Source organism: Siphonobacter sp. SORGH_AS_1065 (assembly GCF_030818595.1).
GTDB lineage: Bacteria > Bacteroidota > Bacteroidia > Cytophagales > Spirosomataceae > Siphonobacter.
Window position 1 is genome coordinate 28,706 of the sequence record NZ_JAUTAM010000009.1, and the last position, 25,961, is coordinate 54,666.

Genomic DNA, 25,961 nt, shown 5'->3' on the forward strand with positions numbered 1-25,961 from the left:
AGTTTAATTTGGCCATTTTTCATTTGTGTAAATGGATCATCATACATTCTGCTTTCATTCTTCAGCCTTTCCCTTGAATCGTATTTTGTTCAAACTGAATAAGATTTACTCCTACCCCAATTAACCTATTTGTCTTATCTAACCTGTTTATATCAATTAACCTATTTGACCCACTTGACCTATTTGATCAGTTTGTATAAATTAACCTATTTAATTTAATTAACCTTTAAAATACAGTTACCCCACTTACATACCCTATTCTAAGTATTTACTTTAGTTAACCCAGTTAGTCTAGTCAACCTACTTAACCCATATAATCTAGTCAACCCACTTGACCTACTTATCCAAATGAACCCATTTAACCTAACTAGTATATTAGGTTCAGTTAACCTACTTAGCCCACATGACCTATATTTTGAGATTAAATATATTTAATTATAATTTTATATATTTATTTTGTAGCTATCTAAGATTATTTACATTTCAAACATATTTCACATTCACCTTTCTTTATGAAAACAATAGCTGTCTATACTACAAAGGGAGGGGTAGGAAAATCAACCCTAACACTTACCCTCGCCTCCGAGCTCTCTTATACTCATAACCTATCAACCAGAGTTCTTGATTACGATCCTTCCCAGCTTAGTTGCTTGAAAATTAGGAGTAAAGAGGTAGAATGGATTAATCAACCAGATTTTGGAAAATTCAAAGAAAATAGATTGCCAAACTATATACTCAATAAGCTGAAATTAGGACCTCACTACCCTATAACTAAGATTCCCGCAAAACGCCTACCCCAATGGGTACAGGCATTTAAGGTAAAGGCGGAAGAGAATCATGAGGATATGTACCTTCTAATTGATGGCTCTTCTGGGTTTGGAGAAGGCAACGCCGAACCACTCCTAGATTTCTTCTCTGAACTTGATTATCTTTTTATTCCTATTGAATTGTCTCCAATAGTACTAGAGGGTACAATGACCTTTTTAAAATGGCTTTTTGAAAATCCAGACCAACTACCTAAGCTTAAACATATCTACCTGTTTTGGAACCGTTTCAGAGTTGAAAAATCTGCCAACTATCAAAGTGCTCAACCCAAAGTATTGAGCTATAGGGATAAATTCTTTCCTGATTTCCCTATACCAGTATCCTTCATGAATTGTAATATCAAGAGCACAGTGACTGTGGACATAGGGAAAACTGTAACATCATTAGGAAGTCTACTCCAATATGACCAAGCAGGCCTGGCAGATTGGACAAGAGAGATATATAAAATAATCCATACGTAGATATTTTGTTATAGATATTTCAAAGGTACATAAAAATAAGAGGCTTTAAAATAAAAAATATCTATATATAGTGTTTTTATTTTTGATATTATCATTTTTTGCTACATCTTTAGGGGCATAAACAGCGTTTTACTCTAGGTGTAGCTAAAATGAAACTAACTGATTTCCTATTCTATGTCGGGGGGCCGGTGGTACTGAGCCATTGGTCCTATGTCTTTTACTTTTCTAAAAAAACGGGTAGAAGATCAGCTCCGACTCCCACAATGGCTAAAAAGTCAGTTGACCAGTCAACATCTTCCTCATTATTAGCTGCCAACTCCCAGAAGAGAAATGCACAGGTTTCAGTCGTACCAGAAGCCAGTACTTTTAAGGACACCCCTATTGAAGACCAAGAGCCACCGCATGGTTTACCCCTAGTACCAGATCCGCCGATTACTGATTCCTACTCAGTTAACTCGGAAGAAGATCAGACGAGACTAGTTGCCGCTGTGTTAGCCCAAACACCCCAAAGCCCATATCAAAAAGTAATAGAAGATACATCTATACCATCACCTAAAGAATTGCTAGTAGAATTTAACGAGGACATTCCTATAGAAATAAGTCAACTAGCGGGTAAAGACTTAATTGAAATAATAACTAAAATAAAAGCGAACATAGCTAATCCAATAGAAAAGGAATTACTACTAACCTTAGCCACGACTCCTTCACAAGATCATGAAATAATATTTGAAAAAATATTTTCAAATATTATTGATGATGAACAATCATCTTTTTTAAAAGACTTAATGAATGATGCATTTTAACAAAAAACATCTAATCTAAAATCAATTTTACAATTTAAAATACAATGCTTATGTTAAAGTTATCCCAAAAACAAATAATCGTTCTCTTCGTAGTATTTATTGCTTCAAATTTTGCGATTCATGCTTACAGTCAATCAGCTGAATTGTCAACCTTAACAACTCAGCTTAATCAAACTAACACTGGCATACGTGCCATGTATACTACTATTCGTAACCTAATCTTTGTTATATGCGGAGTGGTAGCTTTGGTAGTACTACCTTCAAAATACCAAAAAATGAATTCAGGTGATCCTGACGCAGGCAAGTCTATGCTTAACTGGGGTGGCGGTATCCTCTTTGTAGCTGCTGCTGCATATTTAATTCAAGTAATTTTCTTTACAAATTAGTGAATGAGTAAAAAAATAATATTAAAAGGGAGATTATTAATCATTCTCTCCCTTTTAACAGCACAAGCTAACGCCCAAATAACAAGTTATTTATTAAAAAAAACAGGTTTTACAAATGGAGGATTCGATACCATTTTGAACTTTGTTTTTTTAATGGTTGGAGTTCTGAGTATGTTTTACATAGTGCCAACTTTTAGAAAATACTTGCAAGGCGACTCGGAAGCAGGAAGAAGGGCAATCAACTTTGGTTTAAGTATATTACTTTGTTTAACCCTTATGATGATTGTCAAATTACTTTACCAAGATAGCCAAACAATTATTTCTGTACATATTGGTAAAACATTGTCTACTTCTAGCGGCATGATTTCAGATCAAAAAGACGCTATTTCTAAGCTTGTTTTTGTGATCATTGGTATAATAGCATTCATGGTTCTTCCGAATAAATACAAAAGTTTGCAGGAAGGTGACTTTGACGCAGGAAAACAATTGATTACATGGGGATTATCATTATTTGCTGTGGCCGTTTTAAACTTCTTTATTAGTCACTATTACTTCAATTAATATGAGCCTTAACATATTAGCCTTATCTCTTATTTCTGATTTTACAAAAAATTATGTTCTAAAAGAAAAAAGAGGACTAATCTTACTAATTACTTTTTGCTGCTTAGCAGTTGCAGGTTTTGCAATTATTCGATTAGTCAAAGAATATCAATCCGGGAGTCCAACTTTCACTGATAAGCTTTATAAATGGGGATTAGGGATCGTGTTTCTGTTTGTGGCACCTAATATTTTCTCAATGATGGTATTGCGGGCTCCAGTTACCTCAGTCATACTCTCTGATGGACAACAAAGCTACTCCTCCTTTACAGAACAGGACTCAGCAACTATCAGTAATCCAGATATGTCTAGGTGGATAGATGCAAAACACGTCGAGACTTGGGGCTATGGCGGAGAGTCAGCTACTAAAGCGATGCCGTTATCTCCAGAACTAAAAGATACGCAAACTCAAAAGTTTTACACTCCCGAGGAAATAGATAACCGATACGGTCAAGAGTTTGGCGAGTTGCCTCCTGTTAACTTCTAATCATGCAAGAGCTCTTTTATATACAAAACGACCTACTGTTTGGCTTTCAGGTTGTCTGCTTTCTAGCAATGCTTATTGCGATTGCTAGAATTAGTATCAGACTATTCAGAGGTGAAGAAGTTGATGCTTACCTAATTAACCTACTGGTGGGTTGTGGAGCAGTACTCGGATTTTCATATATGATCGGATACTTCAAACCTTAGAATACATGAATGAATATGAAGTAATCAAAGGGACAGAAAATGAAATTGAGTTTCAAGGCCTTAAGGGTATCTACGTATGGGGTACGTTAATTGGGGTTGCGGGTGTAGTATTTCTAGGGATCATTTTGTTTATGATCCTTCCCCAAGCTCATCTAGTCTTATTTATCACTGTTGGGGGGATTGCTGCTATTTTCTATTTCGCTTTCAAATTCAATTCAACGTATGGTCGGTGGGGTTACCAAAGAAAAAAAATAAAGGATGGGCTTCCTAGCCATGTAATTGTGAGACGTCCGAAGAGCCTTAGACGATAAGAACATACCCTGAAAAGCGAGCATTATCTATGAAAGTAAAGAAAATTGAAGACGTAATGCCCATACTTGCCCTGGAGAATGGCATGTATGTGAGTAAGAATGCCGACTTGACTTGTGCCTATGAACTAATCCTTCCAGAGGTTTACACTCAGGCAGAAAGTGATTATGATGCCATGCATGATGTTTTCATTCGGGCACTTTCTCAGCTTCCAGTCAATACCATTGTTCATAAACAAGATTGGTACATTGAAGAACGTTATGAACCTGATTATCAACAGTACCGTGGTTCAAGCTTGATGATTTCTGTCTCAAATGAACGTCATTTTGCGGAGCGACCTTTCATTAAGCATAAATGTTTGCTATTCATTACTCGACCAATGGACAGGCTCCAGAAGCGGTTGTCTTCAGCTACTTCTTTAATATCCCCTCGTATGATTCCACGCGAATATACCCATGGTGATATTGATGTTAAACATAGGGAAGTTTGTACTCAGTTTGTTCAGGCTTTAGCAGACTCTAAATTATTTCAAGTTCGAAAGTTGACGGATGAAGAGATGGACTATTCTACTAGTACCACCTCAATTCTTCAAAATTATCTTTCTCTTTCATTGGATGATATTTCTATTACTGATTTAGAGATACAGGATTTTAAAGTAGGGGGTAAGTACTGCTCCGTAACTACTGTTTCTGAATTAGAAGAGTTTCCTAATCGGTTGATTTCTAATGCTACTATTGACAAGTATACCGTAGGAGATTATTCAATTCCCAGTAGTTTGGGCTATCGGGTAGGACTGGGGCTGCCTTTTAACCATATCTATAATCAAATTTTTTACATAGAAGATACCCCGGCCTTCATTAAGCAACTTGAAAAAGAATCTAACCGGATGAAGTCCTTTGCTAAGTATTCTGATCAGAATACTTACAATATGGACATCAAGAAATATTTCATTCAAAAACAGGTTGAGTTAGGCCAACCTGTCGTGCGAGTACACTGCAATGTTCTTACCTGGCATCCTGATCGGGAAAAAATGATGGAGCAGCGTGGTCAGGTAAATGCCGCCTTTAGTCGATCTGGATTCACTGCCCGTTCTGCGATACAGGATGCCCCTTCTATTTACTGGTCTTGTATACCTGGTGCGGCTGGTGAGATTGGTTATGATAATCTAGCAGCCCTTTTTGTGGAAGAAAGTGCTTGTTTGCTGGCCCTTGAAAGAAATTATAATGATTTGATGTATTCTAATCAGGGAGTAAGGTTAGCAGATAGAGATGGAAAACCCTTGATGGTTGACATTTTCATGGAACCCATGAATCGACAGATTATCAGTAACCGTAACGCTATGATTGTTGGACCCTCGGGAAGCGGTAAATCCTTTTTTGCTAACCAGTTGCTTCATTACCATATTGAGCAGGGTTGCCATGTAATGATTGTAGATACGGGTAATTCGTATCGACGTTTATGCTCTCAACACTCTGGGGTATACATCACCTATGATAAATCAAGCCCCCTGTCATTCAACCCCTTTTATTTCGATGGTGAGTTTGATCTAGACGATGATACGATTACCAGTATCATTGATTTGATTCTAACGCTTTGGAAAGCTCAAGACTCTGACGTTAAAAATGCTTCGACAGTAGCCGTCGAAAAAATGGTTCATGGGTATTACAAATATTTGGCAAAGCAGGTAGACCCTGAGTATCCATGCTTTGACAGCTTCTTCAAATATGTCACTGAGGGTGAGTTCCAAAAAGCATATAAGTTTAAAAAGGAAGATTTTGATCTAGAAAACTTCAAGTTTATTATGGATCGATTCGTTTCAGGCAGTCATTTTGGTCACCTAATGAATGCTGATCGAAACTCGATGACTAATCAGTTATTCCGTGAAAAGTTTGTCGTTTTTGAGCTAGATAATATCAAAGATAACGTCACCCTTTTTACCACTACCTCTATGATTATCATGAATTTATATGTACGTAAGCTCCTGAAACTCAAAAAATATGAAGAAGAAAAAGGGCTCAAAGACATATTTAAAATGCTTGTTATTGAGGAAGCTTGGAAAGCTTTAGCTGATCCTCGTTTTGCAACATTCCTAAAATGGGTGGCAAAAACTGCTCGTAAACACTATGGAGGTCTGATCTCTGTTACCCAAGAGCCTCAGGATCTTCAATCAGAACTAGTAAAGGATGCCATCATCAATAATGCGGCTGTAAAAATCCTTTTGGACTTCCGTCGCTACAAAAATCAGTCAGAAGTCATTCAATCACTCTTAGGTCTATCAGATGAAGAAATCGCTGGTTTACTTTCTGTAAACATGGCTAATGATTCAAAGGCTGGTAAATACAAAGAGGTTTTTATCAGCTGGCAAGGCTTATGGAAGGTATATAGAAATGAAGTATCACCTGAAGCCTATGCAAGTTATACCACTGAAAAACCAGATGTATCGGCTATTGAACAATTAGTCACTGAAAGGGGAAGTCTTGAACAAGCCATTTCAGCCTTTGCCAGGGGTGAACGGCCACGTAAGCAAATACTACAATCGTAACACTATAATGTAAACTAAGGGACCTATGGAAAAATTACTATATCTATTGTTGGGCCTTTGCATTATCTCATGTCATAAAAAGCAGCAAGGAACTGATCAAGCACACAGCAACTTGAACAGTTCGTTACCTAAATCTGCTCAAGTAGAAATGCCTGAAGCAACTAAAACTTTGCCAGAAGGGGCTCTAAAGTTTATCGGTTCCTTCCAAGCTTATGAAATGATTGGCCGTTCTGGAAAACTTAAGAAACTGAATATAGATTCTGGTGATGCTATAACTAATACCTTCAAGCCATCTAGTACTAAGGAAGGTTTCTATTTAAGTTACTATCGAGATCCGAGTATCAATCAAGAGCCATCAACAGTATTGTACTTCTACGATGCAGAGCATGACTGCATGAGTACTCGTCGCAATGATGACCAATCTTCCTGGATGGAAGTACGGTTTGAAAATGGTACTCTGATTCAGGAGGATAAGTCATTCCTACCTCAGAAAAATAGAACTGTCATTCACTATAAAAAATTTGATCATGCTTCTACAAGTCGTTAGCATGTACGATGCGATCAATTCAATGCTCGCACCAGCCTATGAAACCTCGAAAGGGTTTATGCAGATTGGGGCATTTACAACGGTCGCTCGGGCTGTAGGGATGATAGGTGCAACTGTATACATATTCAGCCGGATTATCGGCCCAATTGCTAGGGGAGAAGAAATCGATTACTTCCCACTGTTTCGGCCTTTCGTTCTTCTTGTTGCAATTACAGGATCCAACCAAATCTGTAACTCACTGAACACGATTTTCGCAGACATAGAACGTGGATCTTCCATAAATGGGACTATGGTAACCGAACGAGCAAAACTCAATGAGCTCATGGAAACCAGGGATGATCGTTATGCAGCCTACATGAAAGCTGAGCGTGACCGACGACTTGAGGAATACGCAAAAGAAAGTTCTGATAATGTGCTTGTTGAGTGGGGTCAATCCGCTTGGCGAACCATTCGTGATGGAGTATCCGATTCGCTGGATGGTGTACAAGAAATGTTAGTTAAGGGGACTGTTTACTTTTTTGACGGTTTAGGAATGTTAGGTTATTTCTGCATTATCCTATTTTCTCTGTTTACCACCACAATGCTTGGTTTTATTGCTCCATTGGCATTTGCCTTTGCAATTTTCGATGTGTACTCCAATAATGCCGCTGAATGGTTTGCTAAGTATATACATGCAAAGTTGATGGTCTTGCTTTGTAAAGCATATACCATATTCTGCTATCGTTTAATGATGCCTTTTGTAATAAGTTCTTTGGAGTGGGAAACAGGGCAAACATTCTTGTACTTGGTAGTGGTACTAGTTAGCCTTATTGGATATACCATGCTTCCTAGCTGGTCATCTATGGCTCTTGCCGTTGGTGGTATGACTTCAATGAGCAGTTCTGCAACAAGTAAAGCCGGGGGATTAGCTGGAGCCGTAACGCGGAGTGGTGCAGGAGGTGCTGCGGGTGGTATTCGCTTCCTTGGAGGGGCAGGAGCCGCAGTTGCGTCAGGAGCAAAAAGTACAGGGAGGTTCTTAGGAAGAATTGGAAAAAGTACAGCTAAATAAAAAATAATGGCACTCGAATCTTTAAAAAACCTAGAAACTACTTTTCAACGCAATCGCTCGATTGCTCTAATCGTCGTGCTGGCCTCTGTCGGCTTAGCGATGTTCTCTATCTGGAATGCCCAAACAACACAAACTGCATCGCAGCAAAGAATTTACATTTTAAACAATGGTGCTGCTGTAGAAGCCTTAGCTTCTACAGTTCAGGACAATCGAGAGGCAGAAGCTAAATTTCATCTCAATCGCTACCACGAATTAATATTCAACATTTCTCCTGATCAAAAGTCGATTGAAGCAAATGCCCAGAAGGCTTTTTTCTTAGGAGATGAATCGGTTAAGATCCCCTTCGATCTTTGGCAAGAGAGTAATTACTACACAAACATTATTAATGGGAACATGATTCAGAAGTTTCAGCAAGATAGTATAGCTCTCAATATGCGGGTTTTTCCTTATAAAGCTATGGTATATGGAAAGATCACGGTAACACGGCCATCTGGTGAAACCATTAAATCACTCGTTTCCAGTTGTGACTTGGTTGACATCAACCGATCGGTGAATAATCCTAATGGTTTTTTGATGAAGAATTATACAGTACTGAAAAACGAGCTTATTTCCACTCGATAAATCCAACCACCTATGAAAAAACTTTTAATAGTACTCGGTACCGTTACGAGCTTATTGGTTGCTAGTACATTTTCCTCCAATGCTCAGTTTATCGTCAATGATCCGCTCAACCAAATAGTCAACACTGTTAGCCAAACAGTCCATTTTGCTTCCAAGCTGATCAACAGCCAGGAATTTAAACACTTTCTGGCGATTGCAGATAAACTTAAAAGGCTAAAGTCAGGTCTTCAAGATTTTCAACGTATACAAGAAACCGTTAGATCAACTCAACGATCTCTTGAATATTATCAGAAATTCATGTGGATTGCTGGAAAAGATAAACATTTCACAGCGACAGACCTAGCAACTATTCATCGCAATGCGGGTGTCATGACTAAGGCCCATGCTAGTCTAATTGATGATATTTCTAAAATGGTCAAGCAAAACGTTTTAGAGATGAATGACGCAGAACGTTCCCAATTGATCATGAAAATCTATCAGGAATCTATGAATCGTGAAGCGGCCATCCGTAGCTTCATGGATGGCTTAGAGCGATTATCTCTTCAACGTGCCAGCACAACGAAAGATAAAATAGCCACTATGAAAATGTACAGAATCAAAAATGATATCCAAGTCGCTTCTAATTCAAGTATAGAATGGCAAAACGGCTATACAGCTAAGTATGAGGAAGTTGATTATGACGAGAACTCTACAAACTCGTTAGCACAAAACTCTTCAAATTCTGCCACTCAAGCAGGTCAACAAGCATTTAGCAATTCAGTCCAAGGCAGACAAATGGCCGCTCAAAATATACTTTCAGATCCACGTCCTACACGTCCAGAAGCACCTAGCCCGTTAGCTCTTGATTTTTGGAATAATCCTAAGCGATTGGAAGAATATAATAATCAATTAAGATACTATGATGAGCTTGTTGCTGCCTGGAATAGTAAGCATTCAAAGGATATAGCATCCTTGGGGTCTGATATGGTAAATTTTATTTTAAATAAACCTAACGGCATATCCGACGCAGATTGGCAAACGATTGTAATGGGGAGAATTAAGTAGAATGAAAAATGACCCACAAAAAATACAGTCTTTTCCACGGCGAAAAGGATGGTTAAAAAGGCTATATAGAAAGCTCGAGTTGACATTCGGCAAAGGCCTGAAAAATTGGGAAAAGCGAGTAGGCATAAGGAAAAGAAGCCGTATCCTACTCTCCATTCTATGTTTACCGATAGCTTATGCCATCTATCTTCTGGTAACTGCAATTTTAATCTTTTTGTAGATGAAAAGTAATTCCGATAAGAATCGGTTTATCAAGGAAGCACTTGATAAACCTTGGGTATCTGTTGTCTTAGTAGTGGTATTATCTGTCATTGGCATAGGAAGCGGCCTTTTAGAAAACGACTTAAATGGCAGTTCTTCCTCTGATCAGGTAGTCACGAAATCTACCAAAGAAACCCTTTCAACTGCTCTCCCAAGCCCATCGGCAAAGTCCTTTTCTCAAAGAAAATACGAAGGCAGTGGGATGTCTATCTCTAATGGATCAGGTTTAACGAATCTAGATTCATTATCTCAGAACTCAGTAAATACTTTATCTACAACTGTTACTCCGCAGACTGAATCAAGCTCTTATGATAAGGCTCGGAAAATGCAGGCAGCTTCGTCAAATGCTGCCTATACTGATGCTGAACTAGAGAAATTAAACCGTCAGGTAAATGGCAGAATGCCAGGCGATCCATACAGATATGCATCTAAAGGAAGTATAGTGCGAGCAAGTCAAGAGCAGGCAGGACGTCAAATGATGGCTAACCATCAGAATATCCGAAGCATTGGCAAACCTGCTGCACTTTCTCCAGAGGAATTAGCCAGGCGACAAGAAATGGCTAATGACTTTAAAAGAGCTCAGGCGATGGAAGATCAGGCGGAACGTCTTTTAAGTGATGTTCACAGCGGAAAATATAATCGCCAGGCAGCTCCTGCGGATTACAATCCATACCCAACAACTCAGGCGAATTCTAATCCTCAAATAAGAGATAAAGTACAAACGGAAACTAACATTCCTATAACTACAGTTCAGCAACAGAAGTACGCAGATGGACTCTACACCGCCGCTACTCAAGAAAAATCTACTAATGGTTTCTTCGGCTTTAAAGGCCAGAAGAAAGTTCCCACTACCATTCAGGCTAATCCAATGCCTAATACCATTACGGCTGTTGTACACGGAGATGCAGACGCAATTACTATTACAAATGGTACCACCGTTCGACTTCGCTTATTAGAAGACGTAATGGTTGGAGGCTATATATTACCTAAAAATTCAATTATCTCCGGTGTTTGTCAAGTCTCAGGTGAGCGGGTAAATATTACAGTGAATGCTGTCCGAATTGATAATACTATTCTTCCTATCATTCTCCGAGCATACGATGTAGACGGGATAGCTGGGCTCTACGTACCAAACCTGGCTATGAAGAATCAAATTGCTGAAGTTGGCTCGCAGGCAGTGAATGGGGGCGGCTTTCAGATGCCTTACATGATACCCAATGGAGGAAACGTCGGACAGATGATGGTAGGACAAGCCGCAGCTCAAGGCATCAGTTCAGTTATGAATGGTGCACGAGCCCTTGCTTCTAATCGTATCTCACGAGTGAAAGTAACGATTCGTCCTAACTATCGTGTGTTCTTACGGGCACAACAACAAAATAACTCCTCCAACTGATTTATAAAAAGACTCGTTTTTATGAAAACATTCTATTGGCTGGCTTTGATTAGTATTATTACTGCGACTCCAGTTTTATCTCAAAAACTAATTGCTACAGGTGGTATTAAAAGCGTAAAGAAAACGCCAGTTAAAGCCACAAACAGTGGAGTTACAAAAATTGTCCCCATTAAAAAAGCAAGCACTCTACCTGATACAATTATTCCAGAGGCATCAACTGTAGATGTAACATTGGCTCCTCCAACTAATCCCTTTATTTTCCCAATTGCTAAAAAATCAGTTCGGGGGGTGTATCCGATCCAGGCTTCCTATACAAAAACAGTCCATATTATTTTTCCACGTAAGGTCAGCTATATAGACCTTGGGTCAAGTGGTTTGATCGCTGATAAGGCGGATGAATCTGAAAACATTCTACGTATCAAGGCTAATGAAAAAGGCTTTACGGAAACCACATTGGCTGTTATTACTGACGAAGGGCGTTTCTATAGTTTCCTAGTTAATTATAATGAGCACCCAGACATTTTAAGCCTAGCAATGACAGGTCAAGTAGAACTTGATGAAGAAATGATTAAAAAATATGGCATTCAGGGTGCTGGTGCTGCTAGACCAGTGGATTTAGCTACCCTTGGAGGCCTAGAAATTTCTTCTGAGGATCTCGAAGCAATGGCGACTAAAGTCCTGAAAAAGAAGGGGTTTATTCGTGACGTAGGTACGAATAAACTAAAAATGGAATTTAAACTGGATGGTATCTATGTGAAACAAAAAATCATGTTCATCACCATCGAAATTGAAAATAACTCTGAAATAGACTACGATGTTGATTTCTTCAAATTCTTCCTTAAAGATCGGGATGTAACTAAACGAATGGCTTCCCAAGAAATTGAAGTGGTTCCACAAACTCGATTTCCAATGCCAAAGCAATCCGTATCGATTCCACACCGTACCAGCACGAAAGTTTGTTTCCCTTTCCAGTTAATCACATTTGGAGAAGATAAGCTACTTGAATGCCAGATGTATGAGAGTAAGGGGGGACGACACCTCCGATTTGAATTTGGCAACCAGACAATTTTACGAGCAAAAGGTTTATGAAATACTGGTTCTTAGCAACACTGGTAATGTTGGGAGTGACCAGCCAGGCACAAATTCACAATCGGCAGCAACGGTTTGTAGAAATAGGTGGAGGGTTTGTAGACGGTTTAAGTATTCAGAAGACTAATAATCAAGGCTACTCCTTTCAATTTCACTTAGGAAAATTCGGTAAGAAAGAAGGGATCTGGCAATTTGGGGCTACTGGGCAACGAATGTATTATCCCATCAACGTGGATGCAATCTCTATACTATCAACAGTTGACAATTATCTACTTGAGGGGAGCTTCCTGCCTGTCTTATTTAAAACGAATGATCGTACCTTTTATCTACATGCTCTTTTAGGAGCCTTTGTTGGCTATGAAAGAGTACAAGACGCAGGAAAAAGAGTTGGTGACGTAACCGTTGTGTCCAAAAGTGCCTTCGTTTTTGGCAGTATTCCGGGCTTGCAAGCGGAATTAAACTTGAGTCGCAGGATAGCCATTACTGGCAAAGTTCAAGGGTATTACATGACCGAAATGTCAACTGTTCAGAATTTCCACGTAAGAGCTGGGATAGGTCTCCGCTATAATTATTTCAAAAGCCGATGAGAAAGCTATCTATTTTAATTACAGGAATGTTGATGACCTTATTTGCCTGTACTGGAAATATAGAAGTACGTCCAGAGAATTCACAAGCAGGTTCAAATGACTCAATTACAACAGACCTCAATGTACAGGTAAGAGGACCTCTAGAGTATTCAGTAATAGACAAGGTAACATTCCAGCTTTACATGAGTCCTTTGGGCCAATCAGTTAAGAATCAACAGTTTAATCTAGTTATTAATGCAAAATTGGATGGGAACATTAAGGTTGGTTCAAAATGGTACCGACTTGGTGATTATATCCCCATAAGTTTAGATTCTTTAAATCAAGATAAGGAGTTGAAGGTGATTTTTTCTCCTTTAAAGCAGCCTGCTGCTGGTGACTATGATTTTACTTTCAATGTAAAGGATAAAAAATCAGAGGGAAAGGAAAGAAGTGTTTCTAAAACCATCAGCTTCTACAATTTGCCAGACTTCAACTTCAAGGTAAGAAAATCCGGCGGGGGATCTGATACATTAGCTACTGGTGACACACTAAGGTTGGAATTGTATTTAAACCAACTTACAAAAAACATAGAGACTGGTTATCAGTTAGTTATCAGCTTAGATGATCTGGATGGAGTTATTCTATTCAACAACACACTGTATCGAAGTGGTGATATTGTTCAAGTTTTTTATAAAGGGCTTGGACCTCAGACTTGGCCTATGGGCATATATGTCAGGGATGGCACATTAAACCGAAAGACATCTTACAATCTACAATTTTCGATTCAAGATGAGCAGCTCCAGAAAAAATCCTTTGCCTTCAACGTTCTAGCCAAATAATACGACGGCAGGTTCTGTATCAAAATTTTACAAAGTCCCTATATAGTTAATTTAAAAAACATCCTTAATTGAGGATGTTTTTTTTGTTCATGATCGTATAATTAAACCCGATTTCTTGAAGCGATTGTGAATACGGCTTGTCTACTAAAATCATCTATATCCGCTTGAGAAGCTCCTCTGTTTAGCATTCGATCTGTAATAACGTTAGAAATATTGACCAAGTAACTTTGTTCCTGTGGTGTGAATGGTTGATTTCTAACTTTCTCAAGGGCAGTTATTGAATTTAATACATCTTGACCTTCGTACACCTGTTTTAGCCTTCGATCAACAATTTCTCGACTAAATATTCTTATGTTATCAACTAGGCTAGAGTCGCTGGCCAGTTGTTTCAAGTTTTCTAAAATTTGACCGTACTGTTTATTATGAGCATGTATATCTACAAATCGTGCTTGACCTGGTGTATTGATCATCCCCTGCTCAAACCGAGCATAAATGCCTAGTCGAGAAACGCGTTCGTTTACACCCAATGCTGCTATTTCTGTAATATAACCTTTACTTTTAAATAAGGCCATTGTCGTACCAATGGCTATATGATCTCCTGCCAATGTGCCATCTATAATAACGTTATATCCATTACTTGCAGCGGCTTCCATGATTAGTCGGCTTATTTTGGCCGTATCTGGCTGGACTAAAACACTTGCTCTTTTAGGATCTGCATGGAGAGCTTCTGAATATTTCGGATGGCTGATTCTAATACTATCTGAATTAATAACCACGGTATTACCCTTCTGTTCCTGATAGATGTTGTTAGCTAATAGGGTTTTACCGCTACCTGATTGCCCAGCTAGAAAAGTTACCTTTGGATTTAGTAAATCTTTTTCTACACCAGGTAAGAATATCATCGCATACTGTTCAGACATGAATGTTTTTAACTGATCAGGACTAAGTAGATAGGGCTTTTGGTCGTCTTTGATAGGTGGGACATTCATAATTAGTTGAAGAGAGCATTGAAAGGTGGAAGAGACGAAGAATCTATTGCTGCTGCTTTCTCCAGTGTCAAGAAAATGTTTTGTAGCTTTTCCTTAAGCTCTTGAGCTCCCTGAACCCCAAGAGTAAGGTAGTCAGTAGACACTCTTAGATGAGCAATTTTTTGAAGGGTATCTAGTTTTTGCTCTTGGTTTACAGTTGAAGCTGAATAAATGGCAATTAATCGATTATATAATTCATTAATTGCTTCAGATTCTTCAAAAAGCCCCATTAATAGAGGATCTGTGGAATTATAACATTCATTCATAGATATTTTGTTTATTTTAAATGCTAAATTAGTTATCAATTGGTACTATTTAAAATAAAATATACATTTGTAGATATTTTTTATAAAAAAGATCATGTCGCATAATTTCTCAGTCATAATGGAAAGGTAAGTCAAGAATCAGTTTATTATTTTAATATAAAATACTGTAAATCAATGTAATATGAAAAAAAATCATGTTGCATAAGCGGAGCTATGTGAAAAAGATCATATTGCATAAGGTCGTATTGTTTGGCATTTCAACCAAATTATAAAATATAAATGCTTTATAATCAATTAATTACATAATGTCATATAATCTAAAATTGTGTTTTTTGGGGTCAAAAAAGATCATCATGCATAAGGTGCAGCGGTAAATTTAGGAACCATTAATTAGTAAGTTGTTCATTATCAAAAGTTTAAAGAGACATGTTTAAGTTTTAGTCTATAGAGTTTGGACTAAAAAAGATCATATTGCATAAGGTGTGGGATGAAATGTACGTCTAGTATTGTTAATAACTAATTTTTTAGTTTGACTTATTTTTTTAAGACTTGTCTAGATTACGCTCTATTTTTTGATTTAAGCTCATTTTGTTAGGTAGTTGACTCCGTCTGTATACCTCAAGTAAAAAAGTCTCTCATAAGGAATTTATGAAAGTCTGTGGATAGAGAACATAAGCTGAAGTTGAGTCACTTTCAAAATTTTAGCGTGCGGCGTAGCCGACGCAGGCCGACGAAGTGCGTTGGACAATCAATTGATAATAATTGTTTCAATAATCAATTGATTGATTGCTATAACTAAATATATAATGTAGACTACTGTAAATGAGATGATTAACTAATGATAAAAGATCATATTGCATAAGGTAAAAGATCATATTGCATAAGGTAAAAGATCATATTGCATAAGGTAGACACATTTAAAAAGATCATATTGCATAAGGTAAAAGATCATATTGCATAAGGTAAGCATATAAAAAAATCTTCAAAAAAAATCATGATCTTTTACGATGATATTATTATACCGTCCTATATTTGAGTATCTAAACGCTTTATCTATGGATCACGAAAAGAAGAGTCTGGTTCGTATCAGTAATACACTAAACTTAACTCGACAGGAGTTTCTTGCTGCTGAAAAACATATTGTCTTAGTCACTTTGCTACATCTTAAGGAGAAGCAGGGTCAGGGATTGGAAATAGATATTAATGACAACAGATCTTTAGAGGTTAGTTTTCCAGCTTCCGCTTTAAAAGAAACGAATCGAAATAGGATAAAAGCTGCATTAGACCGTATCACAAGTAGAAAGATCTATTTTGATGAGTCAAGCCCCGGCCGTGACTATTTTGGAAATATGGTTCCATTTATTCTTGCTGAATATACGGCACAGAATGGAGTCGCGGCCAAAGTTAATGTCCATTTAAATCCAAGAGCGAAGAAGTTATTTCTGGAACTTTCGCATGGATATTCAACCTTGGATCTCCAGGCTGTTCTTAATATGAAAAGTAGTTATTCAATTCGTATGTACGAATTGTTAATGGCTAAAGCTTATAAGGAGCCTTGGACTGTTGAAGTTGATGAACTTAAAAACCTACTTAACATAGAGCCAGGTAGTTATAAAATTTTTACACTGTTTGAAACCCGGATTTTACAATTTGCCCAAAAGGAGCTTGCAGAGTATTGTCATATCTTTCTTGAATGGAGTATTGCTGCTAAAAACCGTAAGAAGATTACGGCCATAACCTTGACGATCAAAAATACAGCAGATGTTGAAAAAGCTGAGCTCGTTGAGCAGACACAATCAGCAATAAACCATGTGCTTTCTTTACCAGAGGAAGCTGCTGCTGCTAAGGTTCGTGCCGTTGCCGCGAGTACCTATAATCTTACAAGTGACCAGGTTAATTGGATTTTAGCGACAAATGATAGAGTGGAAAACTTTATCCGAGTAGATCTAATTATTCATAGTATGGTTGCGAAAAACAAGGCACCTAAGGATTTAACAAAATACATGGCTAAAAGCTTAGGGCTCCATAAGGTTAAGTTTAGTAAGTATTAGAAATTTTACAAGTCTTTCGACAAGAGCGTATTCAAAAACAAGTTTTAATAACGTAATTATATCGTTATTAAAACTTGTTTCCGAATTATCAATATAGCTGCATTTATACAATCAACAGCTACAAACTTCTTGGTTGGATTAGCAACTACAAAATCTTTATTAGCTATTAGATACTCTCCTTCGCCTAAATTGCTGAAAAAGGTAAATGTGATCGCACTTCCCGAAAAATCTCCGTGATTTCCACCATTTCCAGTAGTAGTAGCTGTAATCACACTAATGGTTCTATTCGTTCCAGGTTCAGGCGTAGTTACTTATGAGGAATTCCTCTTTATGTATGTTCTATTGCCTAAACTCCATGTGCTCTCAGGCTCTATTTCTTTTTTTGAGCTTCTACATGAAAGAGTAAGTAAAGCAACTGATAGTCTCGGTTCCAACCACGAAGACAAGTTCGACAAATTTTAGTATGCTGCAAAATCTGGTTTTCGCTGATTAAACCGATTCGGTACGCCTCAATTAGTCGCCAGCGGAAGGCAACATGTTTAGGACTTTTCTCACGATCTAGAATAGAGTTGACGGTCATGTTTTTAAAGATTCACTGTCAAGCTCTTTTAGGGGTATACATTCTGTTGCATAATCAATCGTTATGTTAAGTACTACAGAATGGAAGACAAAAACAAATGCTGTCTGACAGCTGTAAGCAAAAGGTGAGTTCAGTAAACAGCCTTACAAGTTGAATGCAGAGTGAGGCTGTTATTTCAACTAAATTTATTTGCGGCTGTCCCGACTAATCCGTAAGAATTTCTTGCCAACAAGATTAAATAGTGGGACATCAACTGCAAACGTAAATCCTACTAGGAACGATTCCGGGCTATAAATATCGATTAGTTCCTTCACGTAAGCACCCACTGAATCTTTGATAATCTTACGTAACGGAGGTACTCGTTGAGCGCCAAAACCAATTGAGAATGGACTATTGTTTATGCTCCAAATGTATCAGAACTTGCCAAGAAATTTGAGATTGAGAAGATGGTAACCAGTAAAATGACTATGCTGGGCTATTCTCAATTTATTGAGGCAGAACAAGAGTATCAAAAGGTTAAGAAAAGTAGGAACCATATTTTTTGGTACCAGCTTTATAAGGGGCCTTCCAGCATTAAGAAATTAGCAGAGCACTTAGGTGAATCCGCCGTCTATGAAATGTACCATGGGGGGCATTCGGCCAGTATTCATGGAACCAGAGTAATGCACGGCCTTTATAATAAGCCTGCTGAAGGAATGACTGAATTTGTTCAGATTAGATATGGCCGAGATACTCGAGAAGTTACCAAAGAGGCTTTAACTTTCTCATTTTCAATATATAACCTTTATCTACAGAATCGAATACCCGAGAAAAGAAAAGAATTTATAGATCTATATTTGTTGCTAAGAGATGATTATCTTAGTATATAACGTGAATACAGGAATGCTTCAGTTCAATTCAGCATGATCCAAGCATAGAAGTTACTTTAAAGCATGGATAAACGATCAGAAGCCATGCTTTAAAGTAACGGCACCTTACCTACCTTTTAAGGCGTAAGGCTTGATAAGAGATTCTACAGGTAAGCGTAATAGCTCACTGAATTTACGAATCATCGTCAGCGAAAGAGCTTGCTTATAGTGCAGTACTTTACTGACGGTTGAATCGTCTCCGTACGCACGAGCCAGATCCGCTGGTTTGTAGCCAAAATCTTCCATCCGGATTTTAATCAGCTCAACGGGATCAGAATCAGGTAGGTAGTCTTCTACCAGCTTTTGCTCATAATCACTGATCAAACGCACCAGAAGCCGTTTCTCTTTATGCTCGATGCTTCCCGGCTCGGCATACTTAATCTCCTGATAACGAGTCATCGCAGCCTCGTAATCAGTTTCACTTTCAATAAGAAACCATTGTTGGTTAGTCATCTTTTTCTTTCGTTAGATGGTTAGAGCATCTATACGATCATATTCTGCATGTGTGCCGACAAATCGAATTTCGACTTCCTGATCGACGAAATTAATTTCAGCCACGAGTCTATAACTATTTCCTTTAATCGTAAAGCGTGCCCGTTTGGCGTTTATAATTTTTGCTTTGGGAAAATCTTGTAGTATATCCAGGGTTTTAGTCCATTGAGCCTGGTTAACAATTCTATTCCATTCTTTTAAGCTTTTAGCAGCATCATTGTGTTTGGCCCCAAACTCTACCAATTTCTTGGCTCCGATAATGTCCATCTGATAAACAGATTTAAGTTATTCTTCATGTTTCATCGCAGTTTAACGTTTGACTGCCAGTTCGAAAAAGGTGACCCCTTAACGGTCGTAATGAATAGTAAGCGATAGTTTTAGGCAAATATACCAATATCCGGGTAATTTACCCGGATATTGGTATATTTTTTTCTATCACTAAAGATACGTCTGATAATCAGTCCATGTCCCAATAATAGTGCTCTTGCTAAGTTGCTCTTTCACCGACTATAATATTGATACTAAAAGCAGTAATCCATCTACCTAATTCCTTCTTTAGAATCCGGAAATTTGTAAGGACGTTACGATTCTTCATTCTTAAGCATTGCATCGCTAACGATGGGTAGATCTGCTTGAAAGCAGGAATAGCCAAGAAATTCAATGTTCTATTCCTTACTCACTAAAGCAGTATTCATTAGTGGTGACCCAAATCCATTTTCAAATGAAAGCTATGAAACTTCTGGCAACTGCCCTTGTATCCTCCCTAAAAATGAATTCTTCCGCACAAACGAATCAAAAGACCGCAATTCAAAACCCATTCGGATTAGTGTATCAAGGGGCCATTACCGAAAATGTCAAAGGACAGGGCAATATTCATCCGGTTCGCTATCAACTAATTCAAGTTGCGAGATTAGTGTGGGTTAGGCGTAAGCCCATCTAAGCTGAAGGCAAAAACGAATAAAAATAATAAGTTTTGCGTAAGTCCTTTTCCAGCTCTTTACTAGCTAGCAGGTGATGACCCGTTACTTCATACAAACCAATCGTTTCCTGCCACTGCTTTTCTGGTGTTGAGTTATGCTCAATGGCAATGTATACAAAGTCAACAGGCCGGCCTTTGAAATGGTCTTTTAATGCTTCCGTATAGGTAAATACCTGCCGGCAGGGGCCGCACCAACTGCCCCATAAATCAATATACAGAACTTTTCCTCGATACCTACGAAGCAATGAATCTAGCGTTGTGATTTGCTCCGCATTTGTAGCAAAATGAATGTCAGGCCATCCTGCTTTTGTTTTAACCCTGCTAGTGAGATAAGGCTTCATGGCTTTTTCTACTGGAAGTCGGTAGAAACTAGTGGGATAGCGTTTCATGAAGTCCTGATAGGCCTCATATTGGTATTCAAGATCTCCCTGAGAGATACCTTTGATCAAAAAGGAAGCCATGGCCCGTTCTAAAGCCAGACCTTTTAGGCTATGATTGAATACCCTGTATTCCTAATACCGTTCTCCTTTTTGACGAATCTCCTGATTAACCTCCTTAAAAGGCTTTTGAAAGATAGATTCTGCTAGGTAAATTGTCAGTACCCCGTTTCTCAGACAGATATTTGTTGGTTAATTTCCTTTTTCACCAGCGATTCTTTCCATTCAAATGGCGTCAAATTGCCGAGCCCTTCGTGTGGTCGTCGCTGATTATATTCTTCAATCCATTCCGCTGTTCATTGCCTGACCTGATCTAGATCGAAGAACCAATAGGCGTCTAATACTGCTTCTCGGTAGAGCCTGTTAAATCGTTCGATATAGCCGTTTTGAGTTGGCTTACCAGGCTGTATATACCTAGTTTCAATCCCTTTCTCCTCACACCAGATCGTAAATCTTTCGAGGTGAATTCCGGTCCGTTATCCGATCGGATGGTTTTTGGAAAACCTCCGCTTTCCCCGACCCGATTTAGGGTTCGGATGATTCGCTTTGAAGAAAGTGACGTATCGACTTCTATGCTCAGAGCTTCCCGCGAGCAATCGTCGATAATATTGAACGTGCGAAACTTACGATTGCCAATCAGACTATCGCTCATGAAATCGACGCTCCAAACTTCGTTTACCTGCTCAGGCTGAATTAAAGGTTGCCTGACCCGATCAGGTAATGGCCGTTTTCCCTTTCGCCGCTTATTCAGCTTCAAAGCTTGATACATGCGGTGAACTCGCTTATGATTCCACGGCTTACCAGATCTGTGCAGGTAGGCAAAAAGCTTCCTGAAAACCATATCAGGGATGTTTGAAGGCCAAGTCTTGAAGCGGAATCATCTTTCTTACTGCTGTAATAGTATTGCGAACGAACAAGGTTAACGATTTTACAGGCTCTGCTCACAGCGATGTCGTGCTCTCCAACAATCACCTCTGTCGATTCCCTTTTGCGGCAGAGCCCAGCCCTTTTTTGCGAAGATCTCCTTCAAAATTTGGTTGTCCAGGCTTAGATCGGCAAACATCTTCTTCAACCGGGAATTCTCCTGCTCCAAATCTTGGAGACGTTTTACATCGGAAGCTTCCATTCCAGCATACCGGCTCTTCCAATTCTAAAAAGTGGCCTCAGAAATGCCATGTTGCCGGCAAATCTCCTTAGTCGGCATGCCAGCTTCCTGCTGTTTAAGGATCGAAACAATCTGCGTCTCCGTGAATCTCGTCTTTTTCATCAGTTTAAAATTAAGGTTTATTCTCTAATTTCAAACTGTCTGTCGTTTCGGGACACTTACAAAATGAACATAGGTAAACTCATACCTCTAGAAATATTTGGTGGTGGCTTAACTGCGTTGAATTAGGTATCTTCGTGAATGGTCTTAGAAGCTGTCGTCTGCAAGCACTGTGGACAAACCAAACACGTCAAACGCTATGGTACTACCCGCGCTGGTACTCAACGCTACCGATGCTATGATTGCGGTCGAACCTTTGTGCAAACCTATACCCACAAGGCCCGTGACCCATTAGTCAAAGAACAAATCACTCAGATGGTACTCAACGGGGCAGGGGTACGGGATACCGCTCGCGTCTTAGGCGTTAACCGGAACACAGTTAGCACTCAGTTTAAAAAAAAGTAATGAAGTGATTCATGTCAACCCCTTATACGTCGATAGAGGATTGAAAATGAGCCTCAAAGTCGATGAGATGTGGGCATACGTGGGTAGTAAAAAACAACCCCGCTGGCTGTGGTGGGTGGAGGATGCCGTAACGGGCGAGATCATTGCCTTTGTTTTTGGACGACGGACTCATCAAACTTTCCGTCAGCTACTGCGTCTATTAGAGCAGGCTAAAATCGAAGTGATCAGGTGGATAACGGACTCTTGGTGGACCTACTTTGATTGTTTAGATCAACGATTACGTTTCGTCCGTAAAGCGGCCTTACAAACGCTGGAACGTAAGCATCTTACGCTTCGAACACGCCTAAAGCGACTGACCCGCCGAACCATTTGCTTCTCTAAGTCAGTGGCGGTCCATGATACGACAATCGGCCTGTTTATTAATCAGTTTTTCTTCGCCGATAAACGCAATTAAGCCACTACCAAATATTTTAATACGGATAATTTCGATAAATAAAATAGACGTATGCAACCTCAGCATTCGAAATTGCATCAATAATATAATTAAATTAAATAATCAAACTAACATAACCATGAATAAATATTTGATTATACTAATTATATTAGGCTTTTCTAAAATCGCTACTGCTCAAAAAGTGGAAAAGCTCACGCCTCATGAGATTTATGAAGATATAGATAGCTTAGTAAGCTATTTAGAGAAAATTCACCCAGATCCGTATGGCAAATACTCAAAGCTAGAATTTTATAATGATTTAAATCAATTAAAAAATAAGATTAAAATAGATTATACTATTAGAGATTTTTACATAAAAATAGCCCCATTGCTGACAAAACTAATGGACGGTCACATAGATTTAAAAATAAAAAATTATTACAATAAAAATAACTCATTGGTATTTCCATATGTTTTCAAACTAAGCACAAAAAAACCATACATAATATATTTAAAAAATCAATCAAAATTTAACAATCCCTTACATGATAATACTGAGATATTAAGTATAAATGAAATACCATCTAAAAAAATAGTTCAAGATATTATTAACATAATAACAGGAGAAAACAAAGAATTTAGAGCTGAATTTGGAGCAAAAGATTTGCATATGTATCTTGATTTATTATACGGATTTAAATATAAATACAAATTTAGTTACGTGTGGAATGGAAAAAAATATTCAACTCAATTATTAAGTGTAGATAAAAATGAGATAGGAATTTTACAAAAAAAACCTAGCTTAGAAAAACAATTCAAAAACTATACGTTAAGTTTACAATCAGACAATATTGGTATCATTGATATAAAAAGTTTTGAATGGAATAATGCAAAATCGTTTATAGACTCTACATTTAAAATAATTAAAGAAAAAAATATTCAAAATGTCATAATAAACTTGATAGATAATACTGGAGGTGATTCTGATGTAGGAGATGAATTCTTAAAATATATATTAGATATTCCCTTTAAACAATATGATAAAGTGATTTCAAAAAATAGTTACTATGTTAAACAAAGACTTATTAATCAATTAAGTGGCAAAGTACCTACAGAAGAACAAATAAATTTCCTAAAAAAAAGAAATGGATCTATTGATACATTTCTTTTAGATAAAATAGATCCTATCATTGAAAATGACTATCATTATAAAGGAAAAATTTTCGTATTAGTAAATAAACAAACTTATTCATCAGCAGCAGATTTTGCTCAGTGTATAAAATATTATAATAGAGGAATAATTGTAGGTGAAGAAACTGGAGGGTTAATAAAAAGTTATGGTGATATTGTAACAGTTAAACTACCTAATAGCAAGTTGGATTTGACTGTGTCAAGTAAATTATATTATAATGTAGGAGCTAAAGATGACAGCTGGGAGGGAGTAATTCCGAATATAATATCGACAAAAAATAATGCTCTAAATAAAGTTTTACAGATAATAAAAAAAAGTAAATAACAATACTATTGGAAGGTATTCTAATATATAGCATTGATATTGATTTAATATATAATTAATATCCAATGCTATGTGAATAATAAATTCGTAATAAGTATTTGAAAAATATTAAATATTTGGCCAAAACACTAATTACTTACTAAAATGAGTTTTTCCGTTAAAGATTTTTTCAAGCCTATTGATAATCATGACGATTCATCACTATATAACTATGAAATGGTAGAGCCATACATAAAACTTGCTGAAACATTTTCTAAGCTAATAAATAACAGTATATACTTAATTGATTACAAGAAAAAAGGGTTTCTGTATGTGTCAGATAATAGTCTATTTTTATGTGGCAAAACAGCCAAACAAGTTGAACAACTAGGCTATAGTTTTTACATAAATAATGTGCCATATGATGATTTAAATTTGTTATTAAAAATAAATGAAATAGGATTTAACTTCTTTAAAAAAATACAAATAGAAGAAAGATTAAATTATTCAATATCATATGATTTCCGTCTTAAACAAACTAATACTAATACGATTTTAATAAATCACAAGTTAGCACCTATTACATTAGATAAGAATGGAAACATATGGATTGCAATATGCATCGTAACCCCTTCTTCAAATCGGACATCCGGAAACATCGTCATAAAAAATTCAACAGATGATAAAAGATATGAATATGATATGAACACAAATGAGTGGCGAGAAATTAGTTCAGTAAAATTAACTAGCCAAGAAAAGCAAATTTTGTTACTAGCAATACAAGGATACACTATTGATGGAATCGCAGATCTTAGTTACATAACTATCGATACTGTTAAATTCCACAGAAAAAATATACTTAAAAAACTAAAAGTATGCAATATCTCTGAAGCAATATATAACGCAATTAATTTAGGTCTGATATAAACTAATAATAAAACTCATAATATATAATCATAGTTTTAAAACCCATTCGTCGAAGCAATTTTAATCGAAAACGACAAAAAGTTACAGACATACATTTCAGCCTCTATTGCTCTAGATGTAGCGAATTTATCCTTGGTTCTATAAATTTACCCATTTGTAAAAATGCATGCATTTCAAGAAATAAATAAATCAAAAGTGCCTTTCTTCTAGCCCCTTTTGGTTATCGTGCCTCACATAAACAACACTACTTTGGGTGGGACGCCAATCTGATACAAACTCCAAGTATTACTTACTCACCAAAGAATCCTGTTTCGGTTAAAATTAATTCAGCTCACATACACGATGTACATTTTCTAGATCAATTTAAACATATACAACTTGCTAATTATCTGATTGTTGCAGATAAGGAATACCTTTCTTCAACCTAACAAGAGCTACTATTGCAAAAGAAACAAATTAGGGTCATCACACCTATGAAAGCCAATATGAAAACAAGAATGAGGTATTGGAATGCTGGCTTTCGCCGGATTCGTAAACGCACTAATACTTTTTTTCTCAGATATATGATCACTTTTCAATATAAAAAATATCGCCAGGCATCGCATGCAAAATCTCTGGATGGACTTTGTGCCGAATTTTGTTCAAAATTAGTAGTGTTGTTGTTACACAATTCAT

Annotated in this window: 27 protein-coding genes and 2 pseudogenes; 22 read left to right on the plus strand and 7 right to left on the minus strand. The window is 37.4% G+C overall.

What is annotated here, in order from left to right:
• Nucleotides 1-512: 512 nt before the first annotated feature.
• The 15 genes from QE390_RS24175 (at nt 513) to QE390_RS24245 (ending at nt 14,021) form a co-directional block, all read left to right on the plus strand.
• Nucleotides 513-1,286, plus strand: a complete 774-nt coding sequence (locus QE390_RS24175; RefSeq protein ID WP_307144276.1) for a ParA family protein — start codon at nt 513-515, stop codon at nt 1,284-1,286.
• 149 nt (nt 1,287-1,435) lie between these two features.
• Nucleotides 1,436-2,089, plus strand: a complete 654-nt coding sequence (locus tag QE390_RS24180; RefSeq protein WP_307144277.1) for a hypothetical protein — start codon at nt 1,436-1,438, stop codon at nt 2,087-2,089.
• Nucleotides 2,090-2,139: 50 nt separating this feature from the next.
• On the plus strand, nt 2,140-2,475 hold the full coding sequence (locus QE390_RS24185; protein ID WP_307144278.1) for a DUF4134 family protein: 336 nt from the start codon (nt 2,140-2,142) through the stop codon (nt 2,473-2,475).
• Nucleotides 2,476-2,478: 3 nt separating this feature from the next.
• Nucleotides 2,479-3,036: a hypothetical protein gene (locus QE390_RS24190; RefSeq protein ID WP_307144279.1), complete on the plus strand. Its 558-nt coding sequence runs from the start codon at nt 2,479-2,481 to the stop codon at nt 3,034-3,036.
• A gap of 1 nt (nt 3,037) precedes the next feature.
• A complete protein-coding gene (locus tag QE390_RS24195; protein ID WP_307144281.1) occupies nt 3,038-3,559 on the plus strand; it encodes a hypothetical protein in 522 nt (173 codons plus the stop codon).
• 208 nt (nt 3,560-3,767) lie between these two features.
• Complete coding sequence (locus tag QE390_RS24200; protein ID WP_307144282.1) at nt 3,768-4,073, plus strand: DUF4133 domain-containing protein; 306 nt, start codon at nt 3,768-3,770, stop codon at nt 4,071-4,073.
• A gap of 29 nt (nt 4,074-4,102) precedes the next feature.
• Nucleotides 4,103-6,613, plus strand: a complete 2,511-nt coding sequence (locus tag QE390_RS24205; RefSeq protein WP_307144283.1) for a TraG family conjugative transposon ATPase — start codon at nt 4,103-4,105, stop codon at nt 6,611-6,613.
• Between the two features lie 25 nt (nt 6,614-6,638).
• Entirely contained in the window at nt 6,639-7,160 is a 522-nt protein-coding gene (locus QE390_RS24210) for a hypothetical protein (protein ID WP_307144284.1), read from the plus strand.
• On the plus strand, nt 7,141-8,208 hold the full coding sequence (locus QE390_RS24215) for a hypothetical protein (RefSeq protein ID WP_307144285.1): 1,068 nt from the start codon (nt 7,141-7,143) through the stop codon (nt 8,206-8,208). Before QE390_RS24210 ends, QE390_RS24215 begins: the two co-directional genes overlap by 20 nt.
• 6 nt (nt 8,209-8,214) lie before the next feature.
• A complete protein-coding gene (traK, locus tag QE390_RS24220; RefSeq protein WP_307144286.1) occupies nt 8,215-8,829 on the plus strand; it encodes a conjugative transposon protein TraK in 615 nt (204 codons plus the stop codon).
• A 12-nt stretch (nt 8,830-8,841) separates the two neighbouring features.
• The gene (locus QE390_RS24225) at nt 8,842-9,873 is read left to right on the plus strand and encodes a hypothetical protein (protein ID WP_307144287.1); all 1,032 of its coding nucleotides are present in this window, start codon (nt 8,842-8,844) and stop codon (nt 9,871-9,873) included.
• A 220-nt stretch (nt 9,874-10,093) separates the two neighbouring features.
• On the plus strand, nt 10,094-11,527 hold the full coding sequence (gene traM / locus QE390_RS24230) for a conjugative transposon protein TraM (RefSeq protein WP_307144288.1): 1,434 nt from the start codon (nt 10,094-10,096) through the stop codon (nt 11,525-11,527).
• Between the two features lie 21 nt (nt 11,528-11,548).
• A complete protein-coding gene (gene traN, locus QE390_RS24235) occupies nt 11,549-12,616 on the plus strand; it encodes a conjugative transposon protein TraN (RefSeq protein WP_307144289.1) in 1,068 nt (355 codons plus the stop codon).
• Nucleotides 12,613-13,203 carry a conjugal transfer protein TraO gene (locus QE390_RS24240; RefSeq protein ID WP_307144290.1) on the plus strand — a complete coding sequence of 197 codons (591 nt, stop codon included), beginning with the start codon at nt 12,613-12,615 and terminating at the stop codon, nt 13,201-13,203. The genes traN and QE390_RS24240 overlap by 4 nt, the downstream gene beginning before the upstream one ends.
• Entirely contained in the window at nt 13,200-14,021 is an 822-nt protein-coding gene (locus QE390_RS24245; RefSeq protein ID WP_307144291.1) for a hypothetical protein, read from the plus strand. Before QE390_RS24240 ends, QE390_RS24245 begins: the two co-directional genes overlap by 4 nt.
• A gap of 101 nt (nt 14,022-14,122) precedes the next feature.
• Here the strand turns inward: QE390_RS24245 and QE390_RS24250 are convergent, their stop codons facing one another.
• Together QE390_RS24250 and QE390_RS24255 are read right to left on the minus strand one after the other, a co-directional pair.
• Entirely contained in the window at nt 14,123-14,941 is an 819-nt protein-coding gene (locus tag QE390_RS24250) for a zeta toxin family protein (protein ID WP_307144292.1), read from the minus strand.
• A gap of 71 nt (nt 14,942-15,012) precedes the next feature.
• Complete coding sequence (locus tag QE390_RS24255) at nt 15,013-15,315, minus strand: hypothetical protein (RefSeq protein ID WP_307144293.1); 303 nt, start codon at nt 15,313-15,315, stop codon at nt 15,013-15,015.
• 1,055 nt (nt 15,316-16,370) lie between these two features.
• Between QE390_RS24255 and QE390_RS24260 the strand changes: the two genes are divergently transcribed.
• Nucleotides 16,371-17,366 (plus strand): replication initiation protein, encoded by a 996-nt coding sequence (locus QE390_RS24260; protein ID WP_307144294.1) that lies wholly within the window; start codon nt 16,371-16,373, stop codon nt 17,364-17,366.
• Nucleotides 17,367-17,422: 56 nt separating this feature from the next.
• Here the strand turns inward: QE390_RS24260 and QE390_RS24265 are convergent, their stop codons facing one another.
• Nucleotides 17,423-17,638: a hypothetical protein gene (locus QE390_RS24265; RefSeq protein WP_307144295.1), complete on the minus strand. Its 216-nt coding sequence runs from the start codon at nt 17,636-17,638 to the stop codon at nt 17,423-17,425.
• Nucleotides 17,639-18,413: 775 nt separating this feature from the next.
• Between QE390_RS24265 and QE390_RS24270 the strand changes: the two genes are divergently transcribed.
• On the plus strand, nt 18,414-18,815 hold the full coding sequence (locus tag QE390_RS24270; RefSeq protein ID WP_307144296.1) for a hypothetical protein: 402 nt from the start codon (nt 18,414-18,416) through the stop codon (nt 18,813-18,815).
• Between the two features lie 105 nt (nt 18,816-18,920).
• On the opposite strand, the gene QE390_RS24275 is transcribed toward QE390_RS24270, so the two are convergent.
• Together QE390_RS24275 and QE390_RS24280 are read right to left on the minus strand one after the other, a co-directional pair.
• Complete coding sequence (locus QE390_RS24275; protein WP_307144297.1) at nt 18,921-19,307, minus strand: type II toxin-antitoxin system HigA family antitoxin; 387 nt, start codon at nt 19,305-19,307, stop codon at nt 18,921-18,923.
• A gap of 12 nt (nt 19,308-19,319) precedes the next feature.
• Nucleotides 19,320-19,613, minus strand: a complete 294-nt coding sequence (locus QE390_RS24280) for a type II toxin-antitoxin system HigB family toxin (protein ID WP_307144298.1) — start codon at nt 19,611-19,613, stop codon at nt 19,320-19,322.
• A gap of 454 nt (nt 19,614-20,067) precedes the next feature.
• Here QE390_RS24280 and QE390_RS24285 point away from each other — a divergent pair, with 454 nt between their 5' ends.
• On the plus strand, nt 20,068-20,286 hold the full coding sequence (locus QE390_RS24285; RefSeq protein ID WP_307144299.1) for a hypothetical protein: 219 nt from the start codon (nt 20,068-20,070) through the stop codon (nt 20,284-20,286).
• Here the strand turns inward: QE390_RS24285 and QE390_RS24290 are convergent.
• Nucleotides 20,283-20,786 carry a TlpA disulfide reductase family protein gene (locus QE390_RS24290; protein WP_307144300.1) on the minus strand — a complete coding sequence of 168 codons (504 nt, stop codon included), beginning with the start codon at nt 20,784-20,786 and terminating at the stop codon, nt 20,283-20,285. The two genes, QE390_RS24285 and QE390_RS24290, sit on opposite strands and share 4 nt — an antisense overlap.
• A gap of 149 nt (nt 20,787-20,935) precedes the next feature.
• A pseudogene (locus tag QE390_RS24295) lies at nt 20,936-22,029 on the minus strand (IS3 family transposase).
• 138 nt (nt 22,030-22,167) lie between these two features.
• On the opposite strand from QE390_RS24295, the gene QE390_RS24805 reads away from it, so the two are divergent.
• The 4 genes and pseudogenes from QE390_RS24805 to QE390_RS24310 all read left to right on the plus strand — a co-directional run bounded on the left by QE390_RS24805 (nt 22,168) and on the right by QE390_RS24310 (nt 25,286).
• On the plus strand, nt 22,168-22,431 hold the full coding sequence (locus QE390_RS24805) for an IS1-like element transposase (protein WP_373424577.1): 264 nt from the start codon (nt 22,168-22,170) through the stop codon (nt 22,429-22,431).
• Nucleotides 22,430-22,885: pseudogene (locus tag QE390_RS24300) on the plus strand (IS1 family transposase); the annotation flags it as partial. The gene QE390_RS24805 and the pseudogene QE390_RS24300, both read left to right, overlap by 2 nt.
• 118 nt (nt 22,886-23,003) lie before the next feature.
• Entirely contained in the window at nt 23,004-24,380 is a 1,377-nt protein-coding gene (locus QE390_RS24305; RefSeq protein WP_307144301.1) for a S41 family peptidase, read from the plus strand.
• 144 nt (nt 24,381-24,524) lie between these two features.
• On the plus strand, nt 24,525-25,286 hold the full coding sequence (locus QE390_RS24310) for a response regulator transcription factor (protein ID WP_307144302.1): 762 nt from the start codon (nt 24,525-24,527) through the stop codon (nt 25,284-25,286).
• The last annotated feature ends 675 nt before the right edge of the window (nt 25,287-25,961 follow it).